The organism is Neobacillus rhizophilus (assembly GCF_018343535.1).
Taxonomy (GTDB): domain Bacteria; phylum Bacillota; class Bacilli; order Bacillales; family Cytobacillaceae; genus Neobacillus; species Neobacillus rhizophilus.
The window spans coordinates 444,294-464,209 of record NZ_JAGYPF010000002.1 but is presented as its reverse complement, the minus strand read 5'-3'; the positions used below and the strand labels follow the sequence as shown (position 1 = coordinate 464,209).

Annotated in this window: 16 protein-coding genes and 1 pseudogene; 2 read left to right on the top strand and 15 right to left on the bottom strand. The window is 42.0% G+C overall.

The genetic code is table 11. The features are described 5' to 3' along the window. Nucleotides 1-28: 28 nt before the first annotated feature. Nucleotides 29-1,159, bottom strand: coding sequence for a muconate cycloisomerase family protein (locus KHA99_RS10155; RefSeq protein WP_213117332.1), 1,131 nt, complete (start codon nucleotides 1,157-1,159; stop codon nucleotides 29-31). A 1,005-nt stretch (nucleotides 1,160-2,164) separates the two neighbouring features. Here KHA99_RS10155 and KHA99_RS10150 point away from each other — a divergent pair. Continuing rightward, on the top strand, nucleotides 2,165-2,689 hold the full coding sequence (locus KHA99_RS10150) for a tubby C-terminal domain-like protein (protein ID WP_213117331.1): 525 nt from the start codon (nucleotides 2,165-2,167) through the stop codon (nucleotides 2,687-2,689). A gap of 563 nt (nucleotides 2,690-3,252) precedes the next feature. Here KHA99_RS10150 and KHA99_RS10145 read toward each other — a convergent pair. From KHA99_RS10145 to KHA99_RS10080, 14 genes and pseudogenes are all read right to left on the bottom strand, one after another. Beyond that, on the bottom strand, nucleotides 3,253-3,405 hold the full coding sequence (locus tag KHA99_RS10145; RefSeq protein ID WP_213117330.1) for a hypothetical protein: 153 nt from the start codon (nucleotides 3,403-3,405) through the stop codon (nucleotides 3,253-3,255). A 574-nt stretch (nucleotides 3,406-3,979) separates the two neighbouring features. Beyond that, nucleotides 3,980-4,933, bottom strand: a complete 954-nt coding sequence (locus KHA99_RS10140; protein ID WP_213117329.1) for an ABC transporter permease — start codon at nucleotides 4,931-4,933, stop codon at nucleotides 3,980-3,982. After that, nucleotides 4,926-5,839, bottom strand: a pseudogene (locus KHA99_RS10135) (ABC transporter ATP-binding protein). Before KHA99_RS10135 ends, KHA99_RS10140 begins: the two are co-directional and overlap by 8 nt. Next, nucleotides 5,832-6,548 carry an ABC transporter ATP-binding protein gene (locus tag KHA99_RS10130; protein WP_213117328.1) on the bottom strand — a complete coding sequence of 239 codons (717 nt, stop codon included), beginning with the start codon at nucleotides 6,546-6,548 and terminating at the stop codon, nucleotides 5,832-5,834. Before KHA99_RS10130 ends, KHA99_RS10135 begins: the two are co-directional and overlap by 8 nt. Beyond that, nucleotides 6,545-6,916 carry a GntR family transcriptional regulator gene (locus tag KHA99_RS10125; protein ID WP_213117327.1) on the bottom strand — a complete coding sequence of 124 codons (372 nt, stop codon included), beginning with the start codon at nucleotides 6,914-6,916 and terminating at the stop codon, nucleotides 6,545-6,547. Before KHA99_RS10125 ends, KHA99_RS10130 begins: the two co-directional genes overlap by 4 nt. Nucleotides 6,917-6,921: 5 nt before the next feature. Beyond that, on the bottom strand, nucleotides 6,922-7,701 hold the full coding sequence (locus tag KHA99_RS10120) for a hypothetical protein (protein ID WP_213117326.1): 780 nt from the start codon (nucleotides 7,699-7,701) through the stop codon (nucleotides 6,922-6,924). A gap of 447 nt (nucleotides 7,702-8,148) precedes the next feature. After that, a complete protein-coding gene (locus KHA99_RS10115; RefSeq protein WP_213117325.1) occupies nucleotides 8,149-12,543 on the bottom strand; it encodes a S8 family serine peptidase in 4,395 nt (1,464 codons plus the stop codon). Between the two features lie 590 nt (nucleotides 12,544-13,133). Further along, entirely contained in the window at nucleotides 13,134-13,313 is a 180-nt protein-coding gene (locus KHA99_RS10110; RefSeq protein ID WP_213117324.1) for a hypothetical protein, read from the bottom strand. Nucleotides 13,314-13,465: 152 nt separating this feature from the next. Further along, the gene (locus KHA99_RS10105; RefSeq protein WP_213117323.1) at nucleotides 13,466-13,564 is read right to left on the bottom strand and encodes a YjcZ family sporulation protein; all 99 of its coding nucleotides are present in this window, start codon (nucleotides 13,562-13,564) and stop codon (nucleotides 13,466-13,468) included. Between the two features lie 54 nt (nucleotides 13,565-13,618). Further along, on the bottom strand, nucleotides 13,619-13,726 hold the full coding sequence (locus KHA99_RS10100) for a YjcZ family sporulation protein (RefSeq protein ID WP_213117322.1): 108 nt from the start codon (nucleotides 13,724-13,726) through the stop codon (nucleotides 13,619-13,621). A gap of 918 nt (nucleotides 13,727-14,644) precedes the next feature. After that, nucleotides 14,645-15,922 carry a TRAP transporter large permease subunit gene (locus KHA99_RS10095; protein ID WP_213117321.1) on the bottom strand — a complete coding sequence of 426 codons (1,278 nt, stop codon included), beginning with the start codon at nucleotides 15,920-15,922 and terminating at the stop codon, nucleotides 14,645-14,647. Continuing rightward, nucleotides 15,919-16,491, bottom strand: coding sequence for a TRAP transporter small permease (locus KHA99_RS10090; protein WP_213117320.1), 573 nt, complete (start codon nucleotides 16,489-16,491; stop codon nucleotides 15,919-15,921). The genes KHA99_RS10095 and KHA99_RS10090 overlap by 4 nt, the downstream gene beginning before the upstream one ends. 74 nt (nucleotides 16,492-16,565) lie before the next feature. After that, nucleotides 16,566-17,618 (bottom strand): TRAP transporter substrate-binding protein, encoded by a 1,053-nt coding sequence (locus KHA99_RS10085; protein ID WP_213117319.1) that lies wholly within the window; start codon nucleotides 17,616-17,618, stop codon nucleotides 16,566-16,568. A 45-nt stretch (nucleotides 17,619-17,663) separates the two neighbouring features. Then, entirely contained in the window at nucleotides 17,664-18,680 is a 1,017-nt protein-coding gene (locus KHA99_RS10080) for a zinc-binding alcohol dehydrogenase family protein (protein ID WP_213117318.1), read from the bottom strand. Nucleotides 18,681-19,108: 428 nt separating this feature from the next. Between KHA99_RS10080 and KHA99_RS10075 the strand changes: the two genes are divergently transcribed. Continuing rightward, nucleotides 19,109-19,777, top strand: a complete 669-nt coding sequence (locus KHA99_RS10075) for a GntR family transcriptional regulator (protein ID WP_213117317.1) — start codon at nucleotides 19,109-19,111, stop codon at nucleotides 19,775-19,777. Nucleotides 19,778-19,916: the final 139 nt, after the last annotated feature.

Sequence of the window (19,916 nt, the reverse complement as noted above, 5' to 3'; positions counted from 1 at the left end):
GTATAAACCAAGGACAATCATTGGAAAATCAGCTTAAACTATAGGAATAATCCCTTGCGTAATGCCTCACTTTATCTAAATCGATTTCCATCCCAAACCCTGGTCCGTCTGGTATAATCACTTCAAAGTTTTCAAATTGGAGATCGTTTACGGTAATGCGATCCTTGAACAACAATGGACCAAAGATTTCTGTACCGAATTCAAATTCTGAAATCGTTGCATAAACTGCTGCACAGGCAGCAGACCCAAGACTGGATTCAATCATGGTACCGCCATACAAGCCAAATCCTGAGCCTTCCGCAATGGCCGCCACCTTTTTAGTTTCCATTAACCCGCCATGCTTGCACGGTTTAAGAGCGATGCAATTCCCATAGCGATGCTTGGTAATTTGAAATACATCATGAACTGAATTGGCTGATTCATCTGCCATGATTGGAACTTTAAACCGCTCGGTTAACCGAGCCATGCCCTCGTAATTCCAAGTTGGCAGCGGCTGTTCCACCATGGAAACTCCACCATCCTGCAATGCCTCAATACAGTAATTTGCGATTGTTTCATCCCAAGCCTGGTTGACGTCCACAGTCACACGGGCCTGATCACCTACCGCCGCAATGATTTTCAAAACATGTTCCACATTTTTATATGGATCGCCTTTACCAATTTTTAATTTAAAAATTTTGTGGCGTTTTTGCTGTAATAATTCTTTTGCTTCTTCAATATCTCTTCCTGTGTCCCCGCTGGCTAACGTCCATGCCAGTGGCAGGGAATCATGGATTTTTCCACCTAACAGCTCATAAGCCGGAATGTTTTTACTTTTTGCTGCCAAATCGATCATCGCCTCTTCAACCACTGCTTTTGCAAAATGGTTCCCTCTAACTGCCTTCGAAACCTCAAACATGATTTTAGAAAAATCATTCGGATTCCTGCCAAGTAAATGTGGAGTGATATATTGATCAATATTAGCCTTGATTGCTTCCGGTGTCCCTTCCCCATAAGAAGCACCGCCAATTGTCGCTACCTCTGCCCATCCTTCCAGACCACCTTCATTCGTAATCCGGGCCACAACAATCGATTGTGCTGTAATCGTATGCATTGATAACTGATGCGGTCTAACTGTTGGTATATCTAATATATAAATATCAACTGAACGTATCTTCATTTATTCATCTCCTATTTGTTCAATAAAATCTGCTCTTTTTTGGGGCGACCTCTTCCATTGAGACTCCTGGTATTAGCTCAATCAGTCTCAACTCGCCAATCTGAATCTCATTGCCGTTAATAGTTTTCTTATATAGTTCTATATGTTTAGCACCTCTTTTTTAAATTGCTAGTTTTGAATACGCGAGCTTGAGGGTAAGACCCTTAGACAAACATAACGCATAAAAATAAAAAGGCCTTTTAAAGATGGCGGCTCCCATTTGCGAACAAATGAAATCCCTCATCTTTAAAAGGCCGTTACGTTTACTAAGTTTAATTAAAAATGGTAAATTTTTAATCATTAATAAACAGGCTAGTTATTGTATGCGTTTTCTATATTATGAAATATTTTTTTAATAATTTCAACAGTTTTATTTTTTATGAAAGTAAAATCATAAAAAAGGAAAGTAACCACACCAAATCGGGAAGTATATCCAAATAAATGGTAATCTCCCCAAAAAGATCATTATGTTTTCTCTTATTTTCACTGACAATTCAACTAGCGAAGCATATACCGGTTCTTAAGACTGAAATTCCCATAAACTTTAGCCCACATTCGTTTAAATCATCGTTTGGTTAAAAACAGCAAAAACATGGAGCTAATCATATTATTACTCCCAACCAGGTGAAAAAAATGTTGAGATGTGTCTTTATTTCTGAACCGCCACCAACTTTTCCCGGGAAACTGACAATTTTCATCAAACAAAACAGCAAATCAATTACACTAACATTTAATTATAATTGCCTAAAAGCTTGGTATTAGTAGGGAAATTCAGCATCCACTCCTAAAATATTTGTCACATAAATAAACATTTGATTAAAAAAGGATAACCACTTTCTCAGCCCAATGGATCGAAATGATGCACGAGAACCGTCCCCATGCATCATTATTTTTTGAAACTATTCTATAAGATTTCCGTATAATTATATGAAAATACTACCAAATAAATAATGAAGGGATATTCAAGTGCAGAAGTACACCTATTCACCTCCCAAAATCAAAGATTCCACTAAATTGGTTGATGTACTCAACCAACACGGGAATGTGGTATGTAGATTTAAAAGAACCTACAAAAGTAACTTAACGAGAATTGTATCCTATATATGGAATATTGATTGGCATGTTCAAATTGATGTTTATTCCAACGATAGAGATCTAGTTTATCAGTGCAAAAAGACAACAAAGTGGGTTGGGCATCCATATTATCAAGTTTTCAACTGTAAAACCAACGAGGTGTTCCAAATCACCTATAAAACTTGGCAAAAAATTGCACCTGAATTCCTCATTATAAGTCAATCACATGAATTTACTATGAAAAAAGAAGTAATGGATTGGGTAAGATTCTATCATCAAGGTAAAGAAGTGGCGAGATGGAAAATGAAAACAACCGAAATGTTTAAAACATATTTAGAAATTGAAGAAGACTGCCCCATTCAAGATCCCGAGTTTTTTGTCTGTTTACTTCAAAATATTTTCTTTATTGGTGATTAGAAGGGAGAGTTTAAGGCTGTATTTATTTAAAAATAGGTATTTTATAGGTATGTTATCGATTGTCATTACACTTTTACTAGTAGCCTCTTTTTTTATTATTAGCTCTAGTTATTTTAATACCAAAGAAATAAGTACACTAAGTTCTCAATGCAATGAAAACGATGGAGAAATCATACTAGAAATACATAATCATCTTACAAGCGAATATTCTTTTGAGTGTAAATAAAGAAGAAATCCTTTGACCAAATGGTAGACATTCAAAAACATGATAAACTGGCCGGAAACAGCATGGACAAATGAAGATAAAGGAAACAATGACAAAGATTAATACTATTTATTATGCAATAGTCGCTCCAGAAGAAAAACAAAGAGTTCAAAGCGTAATAAAATCACAATTGGGTTAGCCAATGCTAACTAAGGCTAAAAAAAGGGTACTGACCCCATAGCAAAAAACTTCTTCCCTCTTAATTTGGAATACTTTTGTATATAATGGTTATATAAAAAAGAGAGAAGTGTTGGTGCACTTCTCTCCTTGCAACTGCTACCGTCTGGGTGGTGGTTGTCTATGTTTTAATTTTTTCGCGAACCACCCTTATGCTTCTACGGCGCGGGGTGGTTTTCTTGTATTCTAAGACGTTTTTCCGAAAAAAACGCGCCGTAATTTCCCGTCCGATTCCCTTCAGAAGTTCTCGAATGAATTCAAGAACTGTTTCCAAGATTATCACCTCCCTTCCCCCAATGAATGAGGAAAAGAAGATTGACAACCAAGCCACCCTAACAATATTCAGTTGCAGTTCCATTTTATCTTTTCCTACCAGGCTAAAATCCTATCAATCTTCGGCAAAATTCGAGTAGTGACTATGGCACCTTTCCTATACAAAAGAACAGTCTCTCTGTATAACTCTCTAACAAAGGATTTGGAAAGTAAATTAGGAATTTTGGATAGTAAAAGTAGAAAATCGGAAAGTATTTGTCCAAAAAGTGAAAGTAAAATCATCAAAGAGGAAAGTAACCACAACAAATCGGAAAGTATATCCAATTAAATGGTAATTATCCCAAAAAAATCATTATGTTTTCTTTTATTTTTACTGATAGTTCGAAAGAATGTTAGCCATTCCACCGTTTGAGTCCCAAAATGACTTAAGCCAACTACCTTTCCTACCGGGCAGTTGGCTTTTCAATTAAAAAAGAACTTTGATTATGAACGGGCTTCTCCCTTCTTGGTGGAGTAACCACTTTCTCAGCCCTATGGCTAGAAATGATGCACGAGAACCGTCCCCATGCTTCACCCTACGCGGTTACGTCTCTTTTCGTAAATACCCCAAAGGCCAGGAGTTGAAAGATGAAGAAGTAAATTAGCAGCATGATGATGGAAAAACCTACTGTCATGCCTTCGACTAATGGGACGCCGTCGAAATATTGGGTTAGGTTTGTATTCGCAAATAAACTGTATTTCGCCCATTCATACCGCGATGCGATTAACGTGGTGATCTGTCCTCCCATTAATAATAGGAAAATGGATAAGCCGACCGCCAACGAACTGTTTCGAAATACAGCGGAAATCATAAAGGCCATTGTCGTAATCATGATCACATCAATGGATGACAAGAAATATGTCTTGATTAAATAAAGGAGCATATTTTGCTCAACAACATGTCCATTGGAGTAGGCAAGATGCACAGAACCGCCATCCCCTGTTCCAAATACAGCAAATCCGAAAATCGCGGCACCGCCAAACAAAATCGCCAACATCAGCAGGCCAAATAAGATTACCGTAAAATATTTAGATAGGAGGATTTTGTATCGTTTGATCGGCCGAATTAAGAGCAGCTTGACCGTTCCCCAACTAAATTCACTGGCGACAATCCCTGCTGCAACAATGATCGTGAATAAACCGGCAAACGATATGAGCGAAGTGCTGTCCTTAATAAATGTCCACCCTGTGTTCTCTGTAGCGGGTGGTATTTTATGATCCAAACGGTATTGATTAATGGCAATTTGCCTTTCTAAATTTTTCTTATACGTAACGGCCGTTGGCGGCAGCTCGCTCATTTGCTTTTGATCCTGTGTAATTTGCTGCTGCACTTGCTGTTCCCATTGAGGTTGATTCTGTTGATTGCGGTCGCCATAGATTTTGGTTAAAGTCCCTGAAGCGATGATGCCGAGAACCAGCAGTCCAATCATCACATAGGTGACGGGACGTTTAAATATTTTGATCCATTCATTAACAATGAGACTATGCATGAACCTTCTCTCCCTGGGTTATGACTTCTAAGAAACGATCCTCTAACGATTTGGCGATTGGCTTCACTTCAAAAATACGAATTCCCTTTTCAACAAACCATTGAATCATTTCCGGGACTTCTTCTTTTTCCATCTCCATTACAATTCCATTTTCAACCTTTTCATAGGATAGATTGAACTTTTTTAGAGCGGAGATATTTTTTATAGCCACTTCGAAGAAATATTTCTGTTTACTTTCCTGCTTGAAATCGTGAACCTTTTGAATGTCAACGAGCTTTCCGTTTTGAATGATTGCGATTCGGTCACACATCATTTCCATTTCCGCCAATAGATGGCTGGATACGATGACGGACATCCCTTTTTCCTTCGTCAATTTCTTCAAATGATCGCGAATCTCTCTGATTCCCGCTGGGTCGAGACCGTTGGTTGGTTCATCGAGAATCATCACCTTTGGATCATGAAGCAGCTTTGGGCCAATCCCAATCTCTGCCGCATTCCCAGCGAATAGGTTTTGACTTTATCATGAATGCGATCTTTCAACCCAACAAACTCCACGACTTCATCAATTTTTTGCTTGGAAATGCCCTTGAACATCCGGGCATATTGCATCAAATTCTGATACCCGGTTAAAAATTTGTATAACTCAGGGTTCTCTACAATCCCGCCAATATTTTTTAGGGCATCCTCAAATTCTTTTTCAACATTCTTACCGCAAATCAAAATTTCACCGGACGTAATCCCCATCAGGCCGACCATCATGCGGATTGTCGTCGTTTTTCCTGCCCCATTTGGGCCTAAGAAGCCGAATACTTCTCCCTCTTCAATCGTGAAGCTTAAATCATCGATGATCGTTTTCCCTTTAATCACTTTGGTTACATGTTTCAATTCCACAACAGGACTACTCATGATCGCGCCCCTCCCTTTCCGCCATTGTCGATTTAAACCACTCGAGCACGGATAACCCGGCTTCTTCCCTAAGGTCTTCGACATTTTCCTGCTCAATGATTTTCCCGTTTAAAATGATAATGGCCTCATCTAAAAGCGGTTCAATCTCATCGATTTCGTGTGTGGCAATAATCACGGTCTGCTCGTCAAAATTAATGTAGGATACCAGACTTTTCACAATCGAATCGCGCACCATCGGATCAAGTCCGGAAAATGGTTCATCCAGCAGCAAGACCGGTGCCTTCCTTGCTAAGGCCAGAACCAATTTCAATCTGCCGCGATTTCCCTTGGACAATCGTTTTATTTTTTTCGCAGAATCCAGCTTCATATCCTGCATCAGCTGCTCTGCCTTGTTCCTATCAAAATCAGTAAATTGTGAGGCATAAAAATCAATCATATTTCCCACTGTAAAAGAAGGATAAAACATATCCAGTTCCGTTAAATAGGCAACGTCTTTGCTAATTCTCCGCGTCACTTCTTCGCCATTCACTTCCACCTGGCCGAGGTCCGGATAGACAAGTCCAGCAATCATTTTTAATGTCGTCGACTTCCCGCTGCCATTTGGCCCGAGCAGCCCATAAATCTTTCCGGTCTCAAATGTAAGGGAAACATTTTTTAAAGAAATATCTTTCCCATATCGTTTCGAAATGTTCTTTAGTTGAATGGTCACCTCTGCTCCCCCCTAAAGTATTGCTGCAAGCCCCGGATCATTTCCTCTTGGGTAAAACCAAGCTCTTTCATGTTTTCGACAAATACACCGATGATATCCGTTTGCAGCCGTATCTTTAATGCTTGGAGGACCTGTTCATTTTCTGTGACAAAGGTCCCCTGCCCCCGCTTTGTTTCCACGATCCCCATCCTCTCCATCTCGCTATAGGTTCTTTGAATGGTGTTTGGGTTAACACCTGATTGAATCGCCATTTCTCGAACAGAAGGCAATTTATCTCCTGCTTTCATTTCGCCTCTTACCATTTGGGACGACAGGTGATCGGCTATTTGGATATAGATTGGTTTCGATGCCTGGAAGTCTTTTGTCATCGCCATTACACCTCAACTTTTCTGTCGAGTAACCAACATGAAATGAGGAATAACCCGCATGCAAGGATGATATAGAGCAGAAGTCCGAGCACTGGCAGATCTGTCATATTTAAAAAGATTTCCCAATTATCCCCTTCTTTATGGTTAAAATTCGGCCCCGCCAATACTGGGATTTTCCATTTGAAGATGACGTCTCTGAGAATTTCAATTTTCGCCAAAAACGTGGAGATTAAATTGTAAAGAAAAAATAGGAACAGAATGACGAGCCAGCGCCAATTTTTGACCGCTGGAAATTTCCCTAAAGAGTGATAGATGGTCCAATAAAACACGGCCCAGCAAGACACATATAGCCCGACCAATAGCAGTCCGATATTGAAGATGATCGCACCGGCAAACAGGTCGCTCGCTTCAATGTGAATTTGATTTTTATAAAATTGGTAAATAACTAAACCGACTGCCGTTAAATACAATTGGGCGATCAGCTGATAGACAAAGCTGACAGCGATTTTTGATAAAATCAGCGCCTTGCTGCTTTGCGGATTATAGAGCCATAATTGTGTCTTCCCTTCCAGCCTCAGCATCGACAATAACATGCACGGCAGGAGAAAGGTGTTAAAAACAAGCAACAGGATGACAGCCACAGGAAGAAAGGAAAGCGGCGCATGAAAATAACTCTCAATTGCCAGCGGTATAATCAAAAACACAGAAATAAAAATGAGCCAAAAAAGAAACCAAAGCTTCGAAATCGCAAAGTCCTTTTTCAACAACCCTTGAAAAGCAGACATCTGCTGATAGCCTCCTTATAACTTTGTATTGGTGTTCTATTTGAATAGTACACTAATACAAAGTTACACGTCAATCGTTTTTTTACAATTATTTCTAGAGCTTCCAGATGGACCACCAGAACTGTCCCCCTGGCGCATGTCAAGGGTTTGGCAGATATCTAGTTAATTTCGACGGAAAGTTACAGAAATTCGGCGGATAGCCCCAAGAATCGGCGGATATAATGCTGATTCCGGCGGAATAATAACAAATTTCGGCGGAAACTCAGTCCCAGAACCCATCTAGCCAGAATAAATTCTACAGAAAATATAATTTTCCGGGAAATTTGGACAAATTTCCAGTTAGGCCACGGTTCTTAACCCGACAAAAAAAGCCGGACCCCCGCAATTTCTGGGTCCAGCCAACATTTTCATATCCTTAGGGAGCTAGGAGAACCGTCCCCTTAGCACCTATTTATTGTTTTTCTTTATCTTTTCGTTAATATAGAGTTTGCCGTCGGCGGTTTTTCGAGATTCGTTGCCGTACGTATCGACGGCTTTGACTTCGACGACGGCTCCGGCGGCTTTCATGTCTTTGGTGGCGGTGTAGTAGCCGGCGTAATTACCTGGTGACACCTCCATCATAGGAAGTTCAGTCGCGTTGGAAGCCTGGAGCTGGCTGGTCAGTTGTGTCAACGGCATTTGAATCGTGAAGGATGCCTTTATGCCCGGCTCGCTTGTGAACTCAATCTTCACGCTTTCGCCTTTCTTCAATTCCTTATCTGCATCTGGCTTCAGATTTTGAATCTGCGGCGCCGTGTAGTCCACATCGACACTCACCGACTTTTCTGTCGTGTTGCCTGCTTTATCCTTGGCCACTACAGAAATCTGATTAACGCCTTCCTCCAGCATGATGCGTGCGGAATACTTGCCATCCTGGACCTTCGCCGTTGCTCCGTTCACCAGCACTAAATACAGGTTGTCATCTACGACAGTGCCGCTCACGGTAACGGTTTCGGTATTCAGCTTGCTTCCATCAGCCGGGGCGCCAATCGTCAATTCCGGCGGGGCGGCGTCATAAATGATGTTGACCGGTGCCGAAGCATCCGTCATTCCCTGCTCAGTGGACGCCTTGGCGGTCAATTGGTTCTCACCAGCAGCCAACTTCACATCGACCGCGTATGTGCCATTATCCTGGGCATCAACGACAGCCACCTCTGTTCCTTTGTTAAAAATATGAACCTTCGTCGTCGGTGCTACTTCGCCTGTTACCGTAACCGTTTCACTATTGGTGAACGTTCCATCAACCGGCGCGGTAATCGTTGGAGCTGTAACTTCATAATCGACAACAGCGCGAATCATATAGTTTCCTTCAGCTTCAGGGGACGGTGCCCAGCCGCCGCTGACCAGCTGCCAGCTGCGCTTGGCATTTTTTCCATTCTCGTCTGTCGCCAAACCAGGGGACTTCGTATTGATATCAGCTTGGATATAAACCAAATAGAAATCGCCCTCCACGAGAATGCCGTGGCTGCTTAAATCGACATGCGTCCACTGGCCATTGCGTAGTGCCGTCGCATCAAACGGTCCAGCCAGCTTCTTGCCAGGCGCACCATCAGGGCCTGATGCATCGTAAACGGCAACCTTAAAGGCTGTGCCGCCCGGAACCGGCCATTCGGATGTCCAGAAGCGGAATAATCCTCCGGTCACCAATGCTTTTTTGTGGCCCTCTGCCAGCGACATTTTCACGGCCCAGCCATTGCCGGCATCGTAAAACGCGCGGGCATTTTCCGCCGTGCCGTCATCATAGCCGATTTCACCGCGGAAACCGATGAATGGCTTAAGCGCAATGTTCTGCTCAAAGTTTCCTTTCAGTTGAATCGTTGTCTCCTGGCTATAATAATGCGGGGCAACGATTTTCAGCTTGTAACCGCCTTCATAAGCCGTAATTGAAAAATGTCCATTTGCATCGGTTTGCACTGGGGCAATTTTTGCGTCTTCCACTAGATATACCGTTGCACCGGCAACTGGCTGCCCAGTTGTTTGATTGGTGATTGTACCGGAAACGGTGCCCTTTGCCAATTCCTGAAGCGTAAAGTTGGCAGTTGCGGTACTGTCATTGTCAATCGTGACAGACTTGGTCTGAGTCGCAAACCCATAAGCCTCGGCCTTAACGGTATAGGTTCCGGATGCATGAGTCATCTCGAAGCTGCCGTTTGCCGGGTTGGTCGTCACGGAACGGCCCGACTCGAGGACGGTCACCTGTGCCTGCATCGGCAGTGCCATAGGGGCGGCTGTCATGTCGGACGCGGCTGCCTTTTCTGCTTCAGGCATCACGACGGTAATCTTGTCAGGATCGACTTGCTCTTTTTTCGCAGAATCTGCTTCTGCAGCACCCTCTTGTTTCGCGGAATCTCCCTCAGCTGTTTTTGCCGAATCCGCCGCCACAGCTGCCTCACCAGTGTCACCGGCAGTATCGGCCACAGGGTCTTCTTTTTCCAAAGAAGCAGGGGCAGCCAGCGCTGTATTGGTCAGCTTGACATCATCGATATACCAGCCTTGCTTCACCACGCTGCCATCAGTGGTGAGGTTGAACGCAATGTAGATGCGTTGACCGGCGTACTCGCTGAGGTTGACCTCGCCGTCAATCCAGCCATTCGACAGGTTGTTGACGCGGAGCTTTTGCACCCAGTTGACGCCGTCTGTCGATACAAACACATGGCCGTAATCATAGTTGCGCTCGAGTTCATACCATTGCTTGAATTGCAGGTAGCTGTTTCCTTCCGGCAAATCGATCGGCGGCATCTGCAGGTTCGCATTGGCGCGGCTGTCGTAATTGCCGGTCAGGTTGGTCGCATAGACTTTTTCGCCGGAAAAAGCAGCCCCCGGTCCGTTCGTTGGGACGCCCCACTGCCAAGAATTCATGGCGCCATAGGAAGTCCAGCCAACCGGATTGCTTTCAAAATCGGCTACATAGCCGACGGTGATTCCAGGAACAACTGTAACGCTGTGCTCGCTGACGGTTTCATTTCCGCCAAAGTCGACCGCTTTCCATTTGTAGACAAGGTTCCCGACTGCAACGTCGGCCCCAGGGATGGTCACGCGGTAGGTGCCATTTTTGTAATCACCTGCCGTACGCTCTACAGCGGCATTAGCCCAAGTGCCATCTTGTTTTTGATATTGGAAGGATACATCTGTTACACTGATATTGTCGGCAGCCGAAGCTTCTAACGTTAGCGGCATTCCTGCGAAAACCGTGGCAGGTTGGGAATGCGTTAACACCGGTGCTTCACTGTCGTCCCCATCTTTTGTTACCTGTCCCTTCAATTTCCCCAATCCGGAGACCACTGAAGAAACCGCATCATACACATTCAATAACCCCGACCCATAGCCGTTATTTGGCGACGTTGGATATGTGCCGTCCGTTAACGGAATCGCGGTCGTCTGTAAAATTTGCTCCAAATCAGCGACGGTTAAGCTGGCATTGGCCTGCTTCAGCAAGGCAACAGCTGCCGAGACGTGCGGTCCTGCCATTGATGTGCCATTCCAGCCGCCTTCATAGCCGCTGCCCGGAACAGATGAACGAATGTTCACACCCGGTGCGGATATTTCAGGTTTGATTTCCCCGTATGGAGATGGTCCAAGTAAGGAGAAGCTTCCGAGTTTGTTGTTGATATCGGTGGCCCCTGTTGCGAACGACTCCGGATAGTTGGCCGGATTCGCCACAGAACCTGGTCCGCCCGGATTGCTCAGCGTCGTATTTCCTGCTGAGAATTCTGGAAAAATTTCAGCTGCTACCCAAGCCTGCACCATCGGACGGTACCACTCGTCAAGGCCCGGGCCCCCGCCCCAAGAGTTATTGATGACATCCGGCGCTTTGTCAGGGTCGCCGCCAGGAGCCATCATCCACTGGCCTGCTTCCAATAAATCAGCATCTGTCCCGCCCGCGGCTGTGAATGCTTTTACCGCAATCCACTTCGCGCCTGGCGCAACGCCAATAACATTCTGCCCGCTTGGATCGGCTCCGACCATGGTTCCCATAGTATGGGTGCCGTGCCCTTGATCGTCATATGGTGTTGCTTGGCCTCTTACCGCGTCAAGCCAGCTGTAAGTGTGATCTGCTTGGCCTGTGGCAGAGTTGTAGCCGCGGTATTTTTCCTTTAATGCCGGGTGGTCCCACTGAACGCCGGTATCGATTGAACCGATGACCGTGCCGCTCCCGTCAATCCCCATTGCCCATACTCTTGGGGCGCCGACCCGGTCAATATTCCATTCGATTCCGGTTGTCGCGGCTTGTGGTTCCTGAACGGCTGTTCCGGCCGCGGATGATTTTTCCGGAACGAACAATTGTCTCGTTTCGTTTGGCAGGATTTTTTCAACCTCCATGAAGGCGGCTGCTTTTTCCATGACTTCCTGTGTGGCTGTGACGGCAATCGCATTGACCACGAAGAAGGATTGGACATCCTTGGCGTTGCCGGCTTTGACCTGCTCTTCCAGGTAGGCGATCAAGTCAGCCTGCGATTCCTGTGCTGTTGCTTTCAGCTCAGAAACAATTGTGTTCCGTTTCAACGATTTCGTCTTAGCCGGTGTGGCCTTCTGGAGTTTTGCCTGTTTCTCCGTATCCTTGGCCACCTTTGCGGTATCCACTTGCTCTTTCATTTTGATCAAGAAGGTAACTTTGTCTTCTGCTTCGAATTGCTTTGCTAAGGATTTACTTACTTTTTGCTGCGGTGTTGGCAGTGCATCCTTTGCGGATGTGCTGGCACCTTTCGTCGCTGCCACAGCATTCATGTTCGGCTGGAGCAGCATCGGCAGCATTAGGATTGCGGTTAATAGAATTGAGAAAATGCGTGTTTTCCTTCTTTTCATCCACTTACCTCCTAAGTATTTTCCTTCTTAAAGTAACTTGCCGCCCTCCTTTCTTCGCACACTCTTTGTCATTACTTCGGTGCTACCTTAAAAATAAGCGTTTACAGCTCGTTTTGTTGTCGAATGTTGGTAGGTTAATTGGTTGAATTTGGAAATTGATAGTTTGGTTGTTATTGGGAAAATTAGCAAATGAGTCTAAAATCATGTCAACCCAAGTTTTATAAATAGAATAATAGGTATTCTGACACACATCTCCTCAACCCCCTCAAAAAGTACCCCTAAAAATCATTCCATTTACCTAGCTTAATAGATACAAAAACAACCACCGCACCTGTCAACTTGCCCAATACTTAGTGAATTTTTCCCATTATGAAGCATGGGGACGGTTATAAGAATAGGGAATTGATAAGGAATGGGAGGGATTCTACAGTATGTACAGGAGGTGCATTTATGCGCTTTTGATGTAAGTATGGGGAAAAGATATTTAACTCAAATTTTACGGCGGCACAGTAGAAAAAGCCATGCCATATGAATTTACTTCACAAAAAAAAGAGCCCGAAGGCCCAAACACACACTCTTTAATCATATGCTTAAAAGAATCCGCGTCTTCGTTCGAATTCAAACCGTCTTCTTCTTTCAATCTCGATTTCAATCCGTCTTCTTCTCTCAATCTCGATTTCAATTTCAATTCGTCTTCTTCTCTCTATTTCGATTTCAATTTCAATCGGGACAAACCGTCTTCTTCCAAATCCAAAAAATCCAAATGTCATTAAATCCCCCTCCTTTCATTAGAGGTTTAAATTCAACAAGGCAAATTAATTCTGTTTTTTTAATATTTGTAAATCATAGGGGAATTTTACAAAAGACAGGTTGTCCCAACCTGTCCTTCTACTGAAAATCAGTAACATGACCCTTCTACGACTTAGTAACCATAACCAGTTGAAAAACTAGTTCCTACAATGATCAGTAATACGAAAAGCACAACGATTAATGCAACCATGTGTCCAAGTCCACCGGACATGTAAATCACCTCGATTCTATATAATTTGACTATTAAAATCCAGAATGGACATTTTTACCAAATAGCAGTAGTTGTTAGTACGATAATTAATAAAACGAACAATACAACGATTAACGCGAAGTTAGTACCCATCCCATATCCTCCGCCGCTATATCCATACATAAATTATCACCTCCTTTTATTTTTCTGAGATATTAATTGAATCCCACTATTAAGATATTTTTTTGTAAAAAAAATGATTGGACGAGTTCATAATTTTAAGAAAAATCGGCTATTTCATTATAAAACTCTCTTAAATGACCATTTAGTATTGGGAATTTTGAAGGCTTCTAAATTGTTTATTAAGTGTACGGATGAAATGCAAAGAAGCGTATCTAATAAAAAATACGCTTCTTTGGATTGGAGGTGTACTATATGGAGGCGGATATGGCGCGAGAGATTCCTGTCCCTCGTATTATAAAATATGCAAAAAAAAATACAGAAGATTGGACAAGCGTTGATAATAGATAAAATTATTTTGAAAAAATTATTAATTAGTCACCGTTGCTGCTTTGATTGTCGCATTCATTGTTAAAGCTGGCGAGAAATTCCTCGAAAGATCGATGATCCTTATCCGCGGTATTCATTTGCTATTCATTCTCATCGTCTTTCTAGGGGTGCTTACTCAGCAAATATTGGGCAATTTCTCTGGAGATATGCAGGAGATTACTGTCCTATATTAAACCGAAACATGGCTGGATCAGATTCAATACTGAATTTCGAACTTTCTCTCTTTAAGAGAGGAGGCGATATTTACTATATCGAATGAAACACAGGGACGGTTCTTCTGCCTCACAAGGTGAAGCAGAAGAACCGTCCCCTTGCATCATATGAGCAAATGAAGTGGTGAAAGTCACATCGCCCTTTGGAAATCCTAAAATGACGAAAGCCAACTACCTTTTCAGAGTGGCAGTTGGCTTTTCAATTTTAAAAGAACCTTGATTAGGAACGGAACTCTCGCTGTCCCCCGTTTCGTGGAATAGCAACTTTCTCAGCCCAATGGATAGAAATGACACACGAGAACCGTCCCCATGCATCATTCTAATGGAACCATCCCAACGGAACCATAACAAGAGATGGAAATAGTGTTAATAGGATAAGTATAATGATTTCCGCTATTAAAAATGGCCATACGCCTTTCATGATATCATCCATACCAATTTTCCCTACTCCTGCTGCAACATTAAGAACGGTTCCAACTGGAGGAGTTAAAAGACCAATACAATTATTTAATACGAATAATAGGCCAAAGAATACCGGGTCAATTCCTGCTTGTTTGACCACAGGCATAAGTACCGGCGTTAGAATTAAGATAGTTGGTGTAACATCCATTGCTGTTCCAACAATAAGGACAATTAAATTGATGATGATGAGCAGCAAAAGTTGATTGTCCATAAACGGCTCCAGCAACGTGATAAGTTGACCTGGAATATTGGCCACGGTGATTAACCAACTGGATACCATTGCTGCCGCAGCCAAAAGCATGACAATACTAGTTGTTTTAGCCGCAACGACTAGTACCTCATAAAGTTTCTTTAACTTTAATTCCCGATAGATGACCAATCCTACAAACAAAGCATAAAAAGCAGCAACAGCAGCCGCTTCGGTCGGTGTGAAAATACCACCCCGTAATCCACCGATAATAATGAGAGGCATGAGCAATGCCCAAAAGGCAGAACGAGTTGCAGCCCATTTCTCTTTAGCCGTCTTACGCGGCTGGGCAACTGTTTTATCTTTTCTGACAATAATTGTCCAAGTGATGGTTAAAGATACTGCAAGTAACAGACCCGGTACGATGCCCGCCATAAATAACTTCGAAATTGAAACACCCGCTGTCACTCCAAATACAATCATCGGAATACTAGGAGGAATGATAGGCGCAATGATTCCACCTGCTGCAATAAGTCCTGCTGAACGGTTCCGATTGTACCCTGCACTTACCATCATCGGAATAAGAATGGCACCGAGTGCTGCTGTATCCGATACAGCTGACCCAGATAATCCAGCAAATAAAACACTCGCAATAATGGCTACATATCCCAGTCCTCCACGAATATGACCCACATACGCCATGGCAAAGCTAATAATCCGTTTTGAAATTCCCCCTGCATTCATTAACTCTCCAGCAAGGATAAAGAAGGGAATTGCCATAAGTGGAAAATTATCGGCACCATCAATTAAGTTGGCAGCTAAAATTTGTGTATCAAAATTACCCATAAATAACATGAGAATAATACCGCTAAGTAAAAGTGCGAAAGCAATTGGAATGCCAAATGCCATAACAGCTAGAAGTGACCCTACAAAAACTGCCAATGTCATGACATCTTCTCCCCTTTTCCATCATTAGTATGTTCGAGCTCCATTTGTTCGACAAGTTCCTCCGAGTCCGTTGTCATGACAAATTCACTTTCACTCATTTTGTTAAATAAAACACGGAATAGTCTTAGAATAATAATAAGCCCCATACCGACACTCATAACCATACCAATCATATAAATATAGGCATACGACATACCGGTAGCAGGTGCCGATTGGTCGACATTCATCATTGTAAGCTTCCAACTACCATCGAAAACGAGGATCAGTGTAACCATCATTAGTAAATTGCTGATCACGTAAACGATCTTTTTCCCTTTTAAAGGTAATTTCTTTACGATCGAATCGACTCCTAAATGCTCATTATCTTTCAATGCAAGAATGGCACCTAGGAAAATTAACCAGATAAATAAAAAACGCGATACTTCTTCTGACCAGGTAATTCCTGAATTAAAGGCGTAGCGCAATACAACGTTTCCAAATACAAAGATCGCCATTAGCGAGAGAAACAGCGCAATGATGAATTTCAAAAAGGAGTAAACCTTTTGGATCAATACTTCCACTAAACACATCCCCTTACAAAACGAATAGAGCGTTCCAAAAAGCAGAGCAGGGTTCCTAAAGAACCCTTACTCTTTAACCATGATTATTTTCCCTGTTGTTTAATTTTCTCTACCATTTCTTTTGCCCACGGAAATTCTTTATAGTAGGATTCATACATTGGCTGAACGGCTTTTTCCATCTCACTCATAAACTTTTCATCTGGAGTAACAAATTTCATCCCTTTTCCTTGCAAGAATTTCTTATCAGATTCATAGCTTTCCTCTGATAACTTCCACTCATAATCAGCATATTCTTTTGCTGCCTCTTCTACAGCCTTCTTTTGATTAGGAGATAACTTCTTCCAAAAAGCCTGATTGACAATAAGGACATTTGGCGTAAATCCGTGGCGCGATTCCAAGATGTGCGATTGGACCTCATAAAAACCAGAGGATTTGACTACGCCAATTGGATTATCTTGACCGTCTACAACTTTTTGTTCCATCGCTGTAAATACTTCTGAAAGGGGCATTGGTGAGACATTTGCTCCTAATGCTTGTCCCAATTCCACGAAAACAGGTGTATTAGGCATACGCAGTCTAAGTCCTTTAAAATCTTTCATACTGGCAACCTCTCTATTAGAGGAAACCATTCTAAATCCGTTTGCACTCCATGCTAGTGCATGAACGCCATGGACTTTTTCCAACTCATCCGTCATTTCTTTTCCAATAGGGCCATTTAATACTTCCTTTGCATGTTTGAAATCTCTTAACAAGAAAGGTCTTTCTACAACACCCATTTTAGGAACATCGGCCTGCATAATCATACCAGGTATGCCCATCTCAATCGTTCCATTTCGTACACCTGTATAAAACTCTTTTTCCCCGCCTAGTTTATTATTTTCGTAGATTTCTACCTTTAACGATCCACCTGACTTTTCTTCCACAAGCGGTTTAAATTTTTCCTGCAACGCAACATTTTGAGGATGATCGATTGCGTAATAATTGGCTACCTTGATCGTATAGGATTTGTCTTTACTGCCTTCGCTCTCCTTATTGCTGTCCTTATTCCCCGATGCTTGATCAGTTTTACCTCCACAAGCAGCTAAAACAGTTGTGATCATAAGAATGACGGCTAAAATCATACTCCACTTTTTCATTACCTTATCTCCCCTTTATCTTAATTTTTATATTTAGCTTAATAATTAGAATGTAATCATTGCCTTTATGGTGTTTGACTCTGGTTTAGAAAGAGATTCAAATTCATCCATTATTTCCTCAAACGAAGTTTTTGAGGTGATAAAGGCATTGGTATCAACCTGCCCTTGTTTAATGGTTTGAATCACATACTCAAAATCTTGTTTTGTCGCATTCCGGCTTGAAAGAAGCGTTAATTCCTTCCTATGAAACTCTGGATCCGGGAAAGAAATATCTGCCTGAACAAGTCCAACATAGACAATTCTGCCTCCATTAGCAGCATAATTGTATGCGTTATTCATTGAATTTACATTGCCAGTAACATCAAAGACAACGTTTACAAAATCACCATTTGTAATCTTCTTGATTTCTTCAATGGCATCAGTTGAAGCAACATCGATCACATAATCAACATCAGCCCATTTTTTGCAAAAATCTAACCGCTTTTCATTCACGTCCAGAGCAATCACCTTTGCTCCAGCTAATTTGGCAAATTTCATAACCCCTAAACCAATCGGGCCAGCACCGATGACAGCCACAAATTCAGAGTGGTTAATATCTGCGCGTCTAACTGCATGTGCACCAATGCTAAAGCATTCAACTGTAGCCGCTTGTTCTAATGTGATATCATTCGTTTTCATTAAATGCGAAACGGGAATCGTCATATATTCCTGCATACCACCATCCGTATGTACCCCCAGAACCTCTAACTTTGTACAACAATTAGGTTTTCCATTACGGCATGCAATACATGTTCCGCATTCAAGATACGGAATGATCGTTACTTGGTCACCAATGACATAATTCTTTTGGCTGGTCTTTATATCGACAATTTCCCCTGCCAATTCATGACCTAAAACCCTTGGGTAACTAAAATACGGCTGACGCCCCCGATAGGCATGAAAGTCCGTTCCACAAATGCCAACACGACGAATACGAATTAATGCCTCACCGTCTTTTATAGATGGCTTTGTAACATCATTCATAACAAACTGATTAGGTTTTTCACAAACAAGACTTTTCATGTTGTCTTCCTCTCTTTTCCGTTCGTAATCTAAATGAAAAAATAACTCTAATTACAGACAATGAACCAGCCCCCCGATGGCAACGTTTACAATTAATCCATAACATAATTCGTTCATTTACTAGCATCTCAATTTCCTTGTGAAGTGTAACATGTTACACTTCACAGATTTAGAATACATTCCTTCTAATTAATCGTCAACACTTTTTTGAATTAACTGATAAATAAAAGTGAAAGCGGCTCTTAAAAATCCTTATTTTTCACTAATCAGTCTTGAATAGTAAAAGGTCTTCTACTAAAAAGAATTGACGATTTGCAGCTCATTCATTATAATTTTTACAGTATAGTAATTTTACTAATTTTTACTTTTATTCATTTCTGTGATATGTTACGTATTACAATGCAAAAATCAAGGTAGGTGAATAGAGATTGTCCGGTGAAATCGAGACTTCACTTTTAACAAACCAGGTCTATAAGGTGCTTAGGGGAAAAATTATCGATGGAAAATACAAACCAGGCGATAAACTAGATATTTATAAGCTTGCAGACGAATTCGAGGTAAGTCGTTCTCCAGTGAAAAGCGCTATTGATCAGCTTGTTCATGAGGGTCTGCTAGAGATCGTCCCCCGTAAAGGGACCTATGTCACACAATTACAATTTACTAATTTTATTGAAGTCCTTGATGCGCGCTTAATGATAGAAATGTGGGCTGCACAAAGAATTATCAACACAATCTCAGAAACTCAACTCCAAGAATGGGCAACTATAGTAGACGAAATGGATTCGTTAATAGAGGTAAACCCATTCCCATTTGATTTGTATATTGAATTAGATGTTAAGTTTCATAAAGCTTTAGTCGAATGGGCAAACAATAAAAAAATCAAGGATATTTATAGTTCTTTAAATACACATGTTGCCTTGTCTCGCATTGTGCATCCAACCTCACTTAAAAGTACGATTAAAAGACATAGTCACCATCATCGTTTAGTTGAAGCCATGAGGGAACGAAATCTTCCTACTTTTCTAGGAGTATTAAAGCTTCATATCGAAAGTCTAAAAAAAGAGTCCGAATCATGCTGGGACGATGTTGTAAAATAAATTTCATAGGGACGGTTCTTTAAGGAGACAACCGAAGGTATTGCGCGTGAAAAGGCCCGACTAGCGAATAGGAGTTAGTCGGGCCTTTTGCTATTTTATGTAAGTGAGTGGGAGTCAGACCCATAGCCCGGGTTCGGCT

What these genes read in the sequence shown, in the direction of transcription:
- KHA99_RS10125 (WP_213117327.1), bottom strand. Translation starts at nt 6,916, where the DNA reads ATGACAAAAGACTTCCAGGCATCGAAACCAATCTATATCCAAATAGCC.
- KHA99_RS10105 (WP_213117323.1), bottom strand. Translation starts at nt 13,564, where the DNA reads ATGTCCGGTGGACTTGGACACATGGTTGCATTAATCGTTGTGCTTTTC.
- KHA99_RS10090 (WP_213117320.1), bottom strand. Translation starts at nt 16,491, where the DNA reads ATGTGTTTAGTGGAAGTATTGATCCAAAAGGTTTACTCCTTTTTGAAA.
- KHA99_RS10140 (WP_213117329.1), bottom strand. Translation starts at nt 4,933, where the DNA reads ATGCATAGTCTCATTGTTAATGAATGGATCAAAATATTTAAACGTCCC.
- KHA99_RS10100 (WP_213117322.1), bottom strand. Translation starts at nt 13,726, where the DNA reads ATGTATGGATATAGCGGCGGAGGATATGGGATGGGTACTAACTTCGCG.
- KHA99_RS10110 (WP_213117324.1), bottom strand. Translation starts at nt 13,313, where the DNA reads ATGACATTTGGATTTTTTGGATTTGGAAGAAGACGGTTTGTCCCGATT.
- KHA99_RS10155 (WP_213117332.1), bottom strand. Translation starts at nt 1,159, where the DNA reads ATGAAGATACGTTCAGTTGATATTTATATATTAGATATACCAACAGTT.
- KHA99_RS10085 (WP_213117319.1), bottom strand. Translation starts at nt 17,618, where the DNA reads ATGAAAAAGTGGAGTATGATTTTAGCCGTCATTCTTATGATCACAACT.
- KHA99_RS10095 (WP_213117321.1), bottom strand. Translation starts at nt 15,922, where the DNA reads ATGACATTGGCAGTTTTTGTAGGGTCACTTCTAGCTGTTATGGCATTT.
- KHA99_RS10115 (WP_213117325.1), bottom strand. Translation starts at nt 12,543, where the DNA reads ATGAAAAGAAGGAAAACACGCATTTTCTCAATTCTATTAACCGCAATC.
- KHA99_RS10080 (WP_213117318.1), bottom strand. Translation starts at nt 18,680, where the DNA reads ATGAAAAGTCTTGTTTGTGAAAAACCTAATCAGTTTGTTATGAATGAT.
- KHA99_RS10120 (WP_213117326.1), bottom strand. Translation starts at nt 7,701, where the DNA reads ATGTCTGCTTTTCAAGGGTTGTTGAAAAAGGACTTTGCGATTTCGAAG.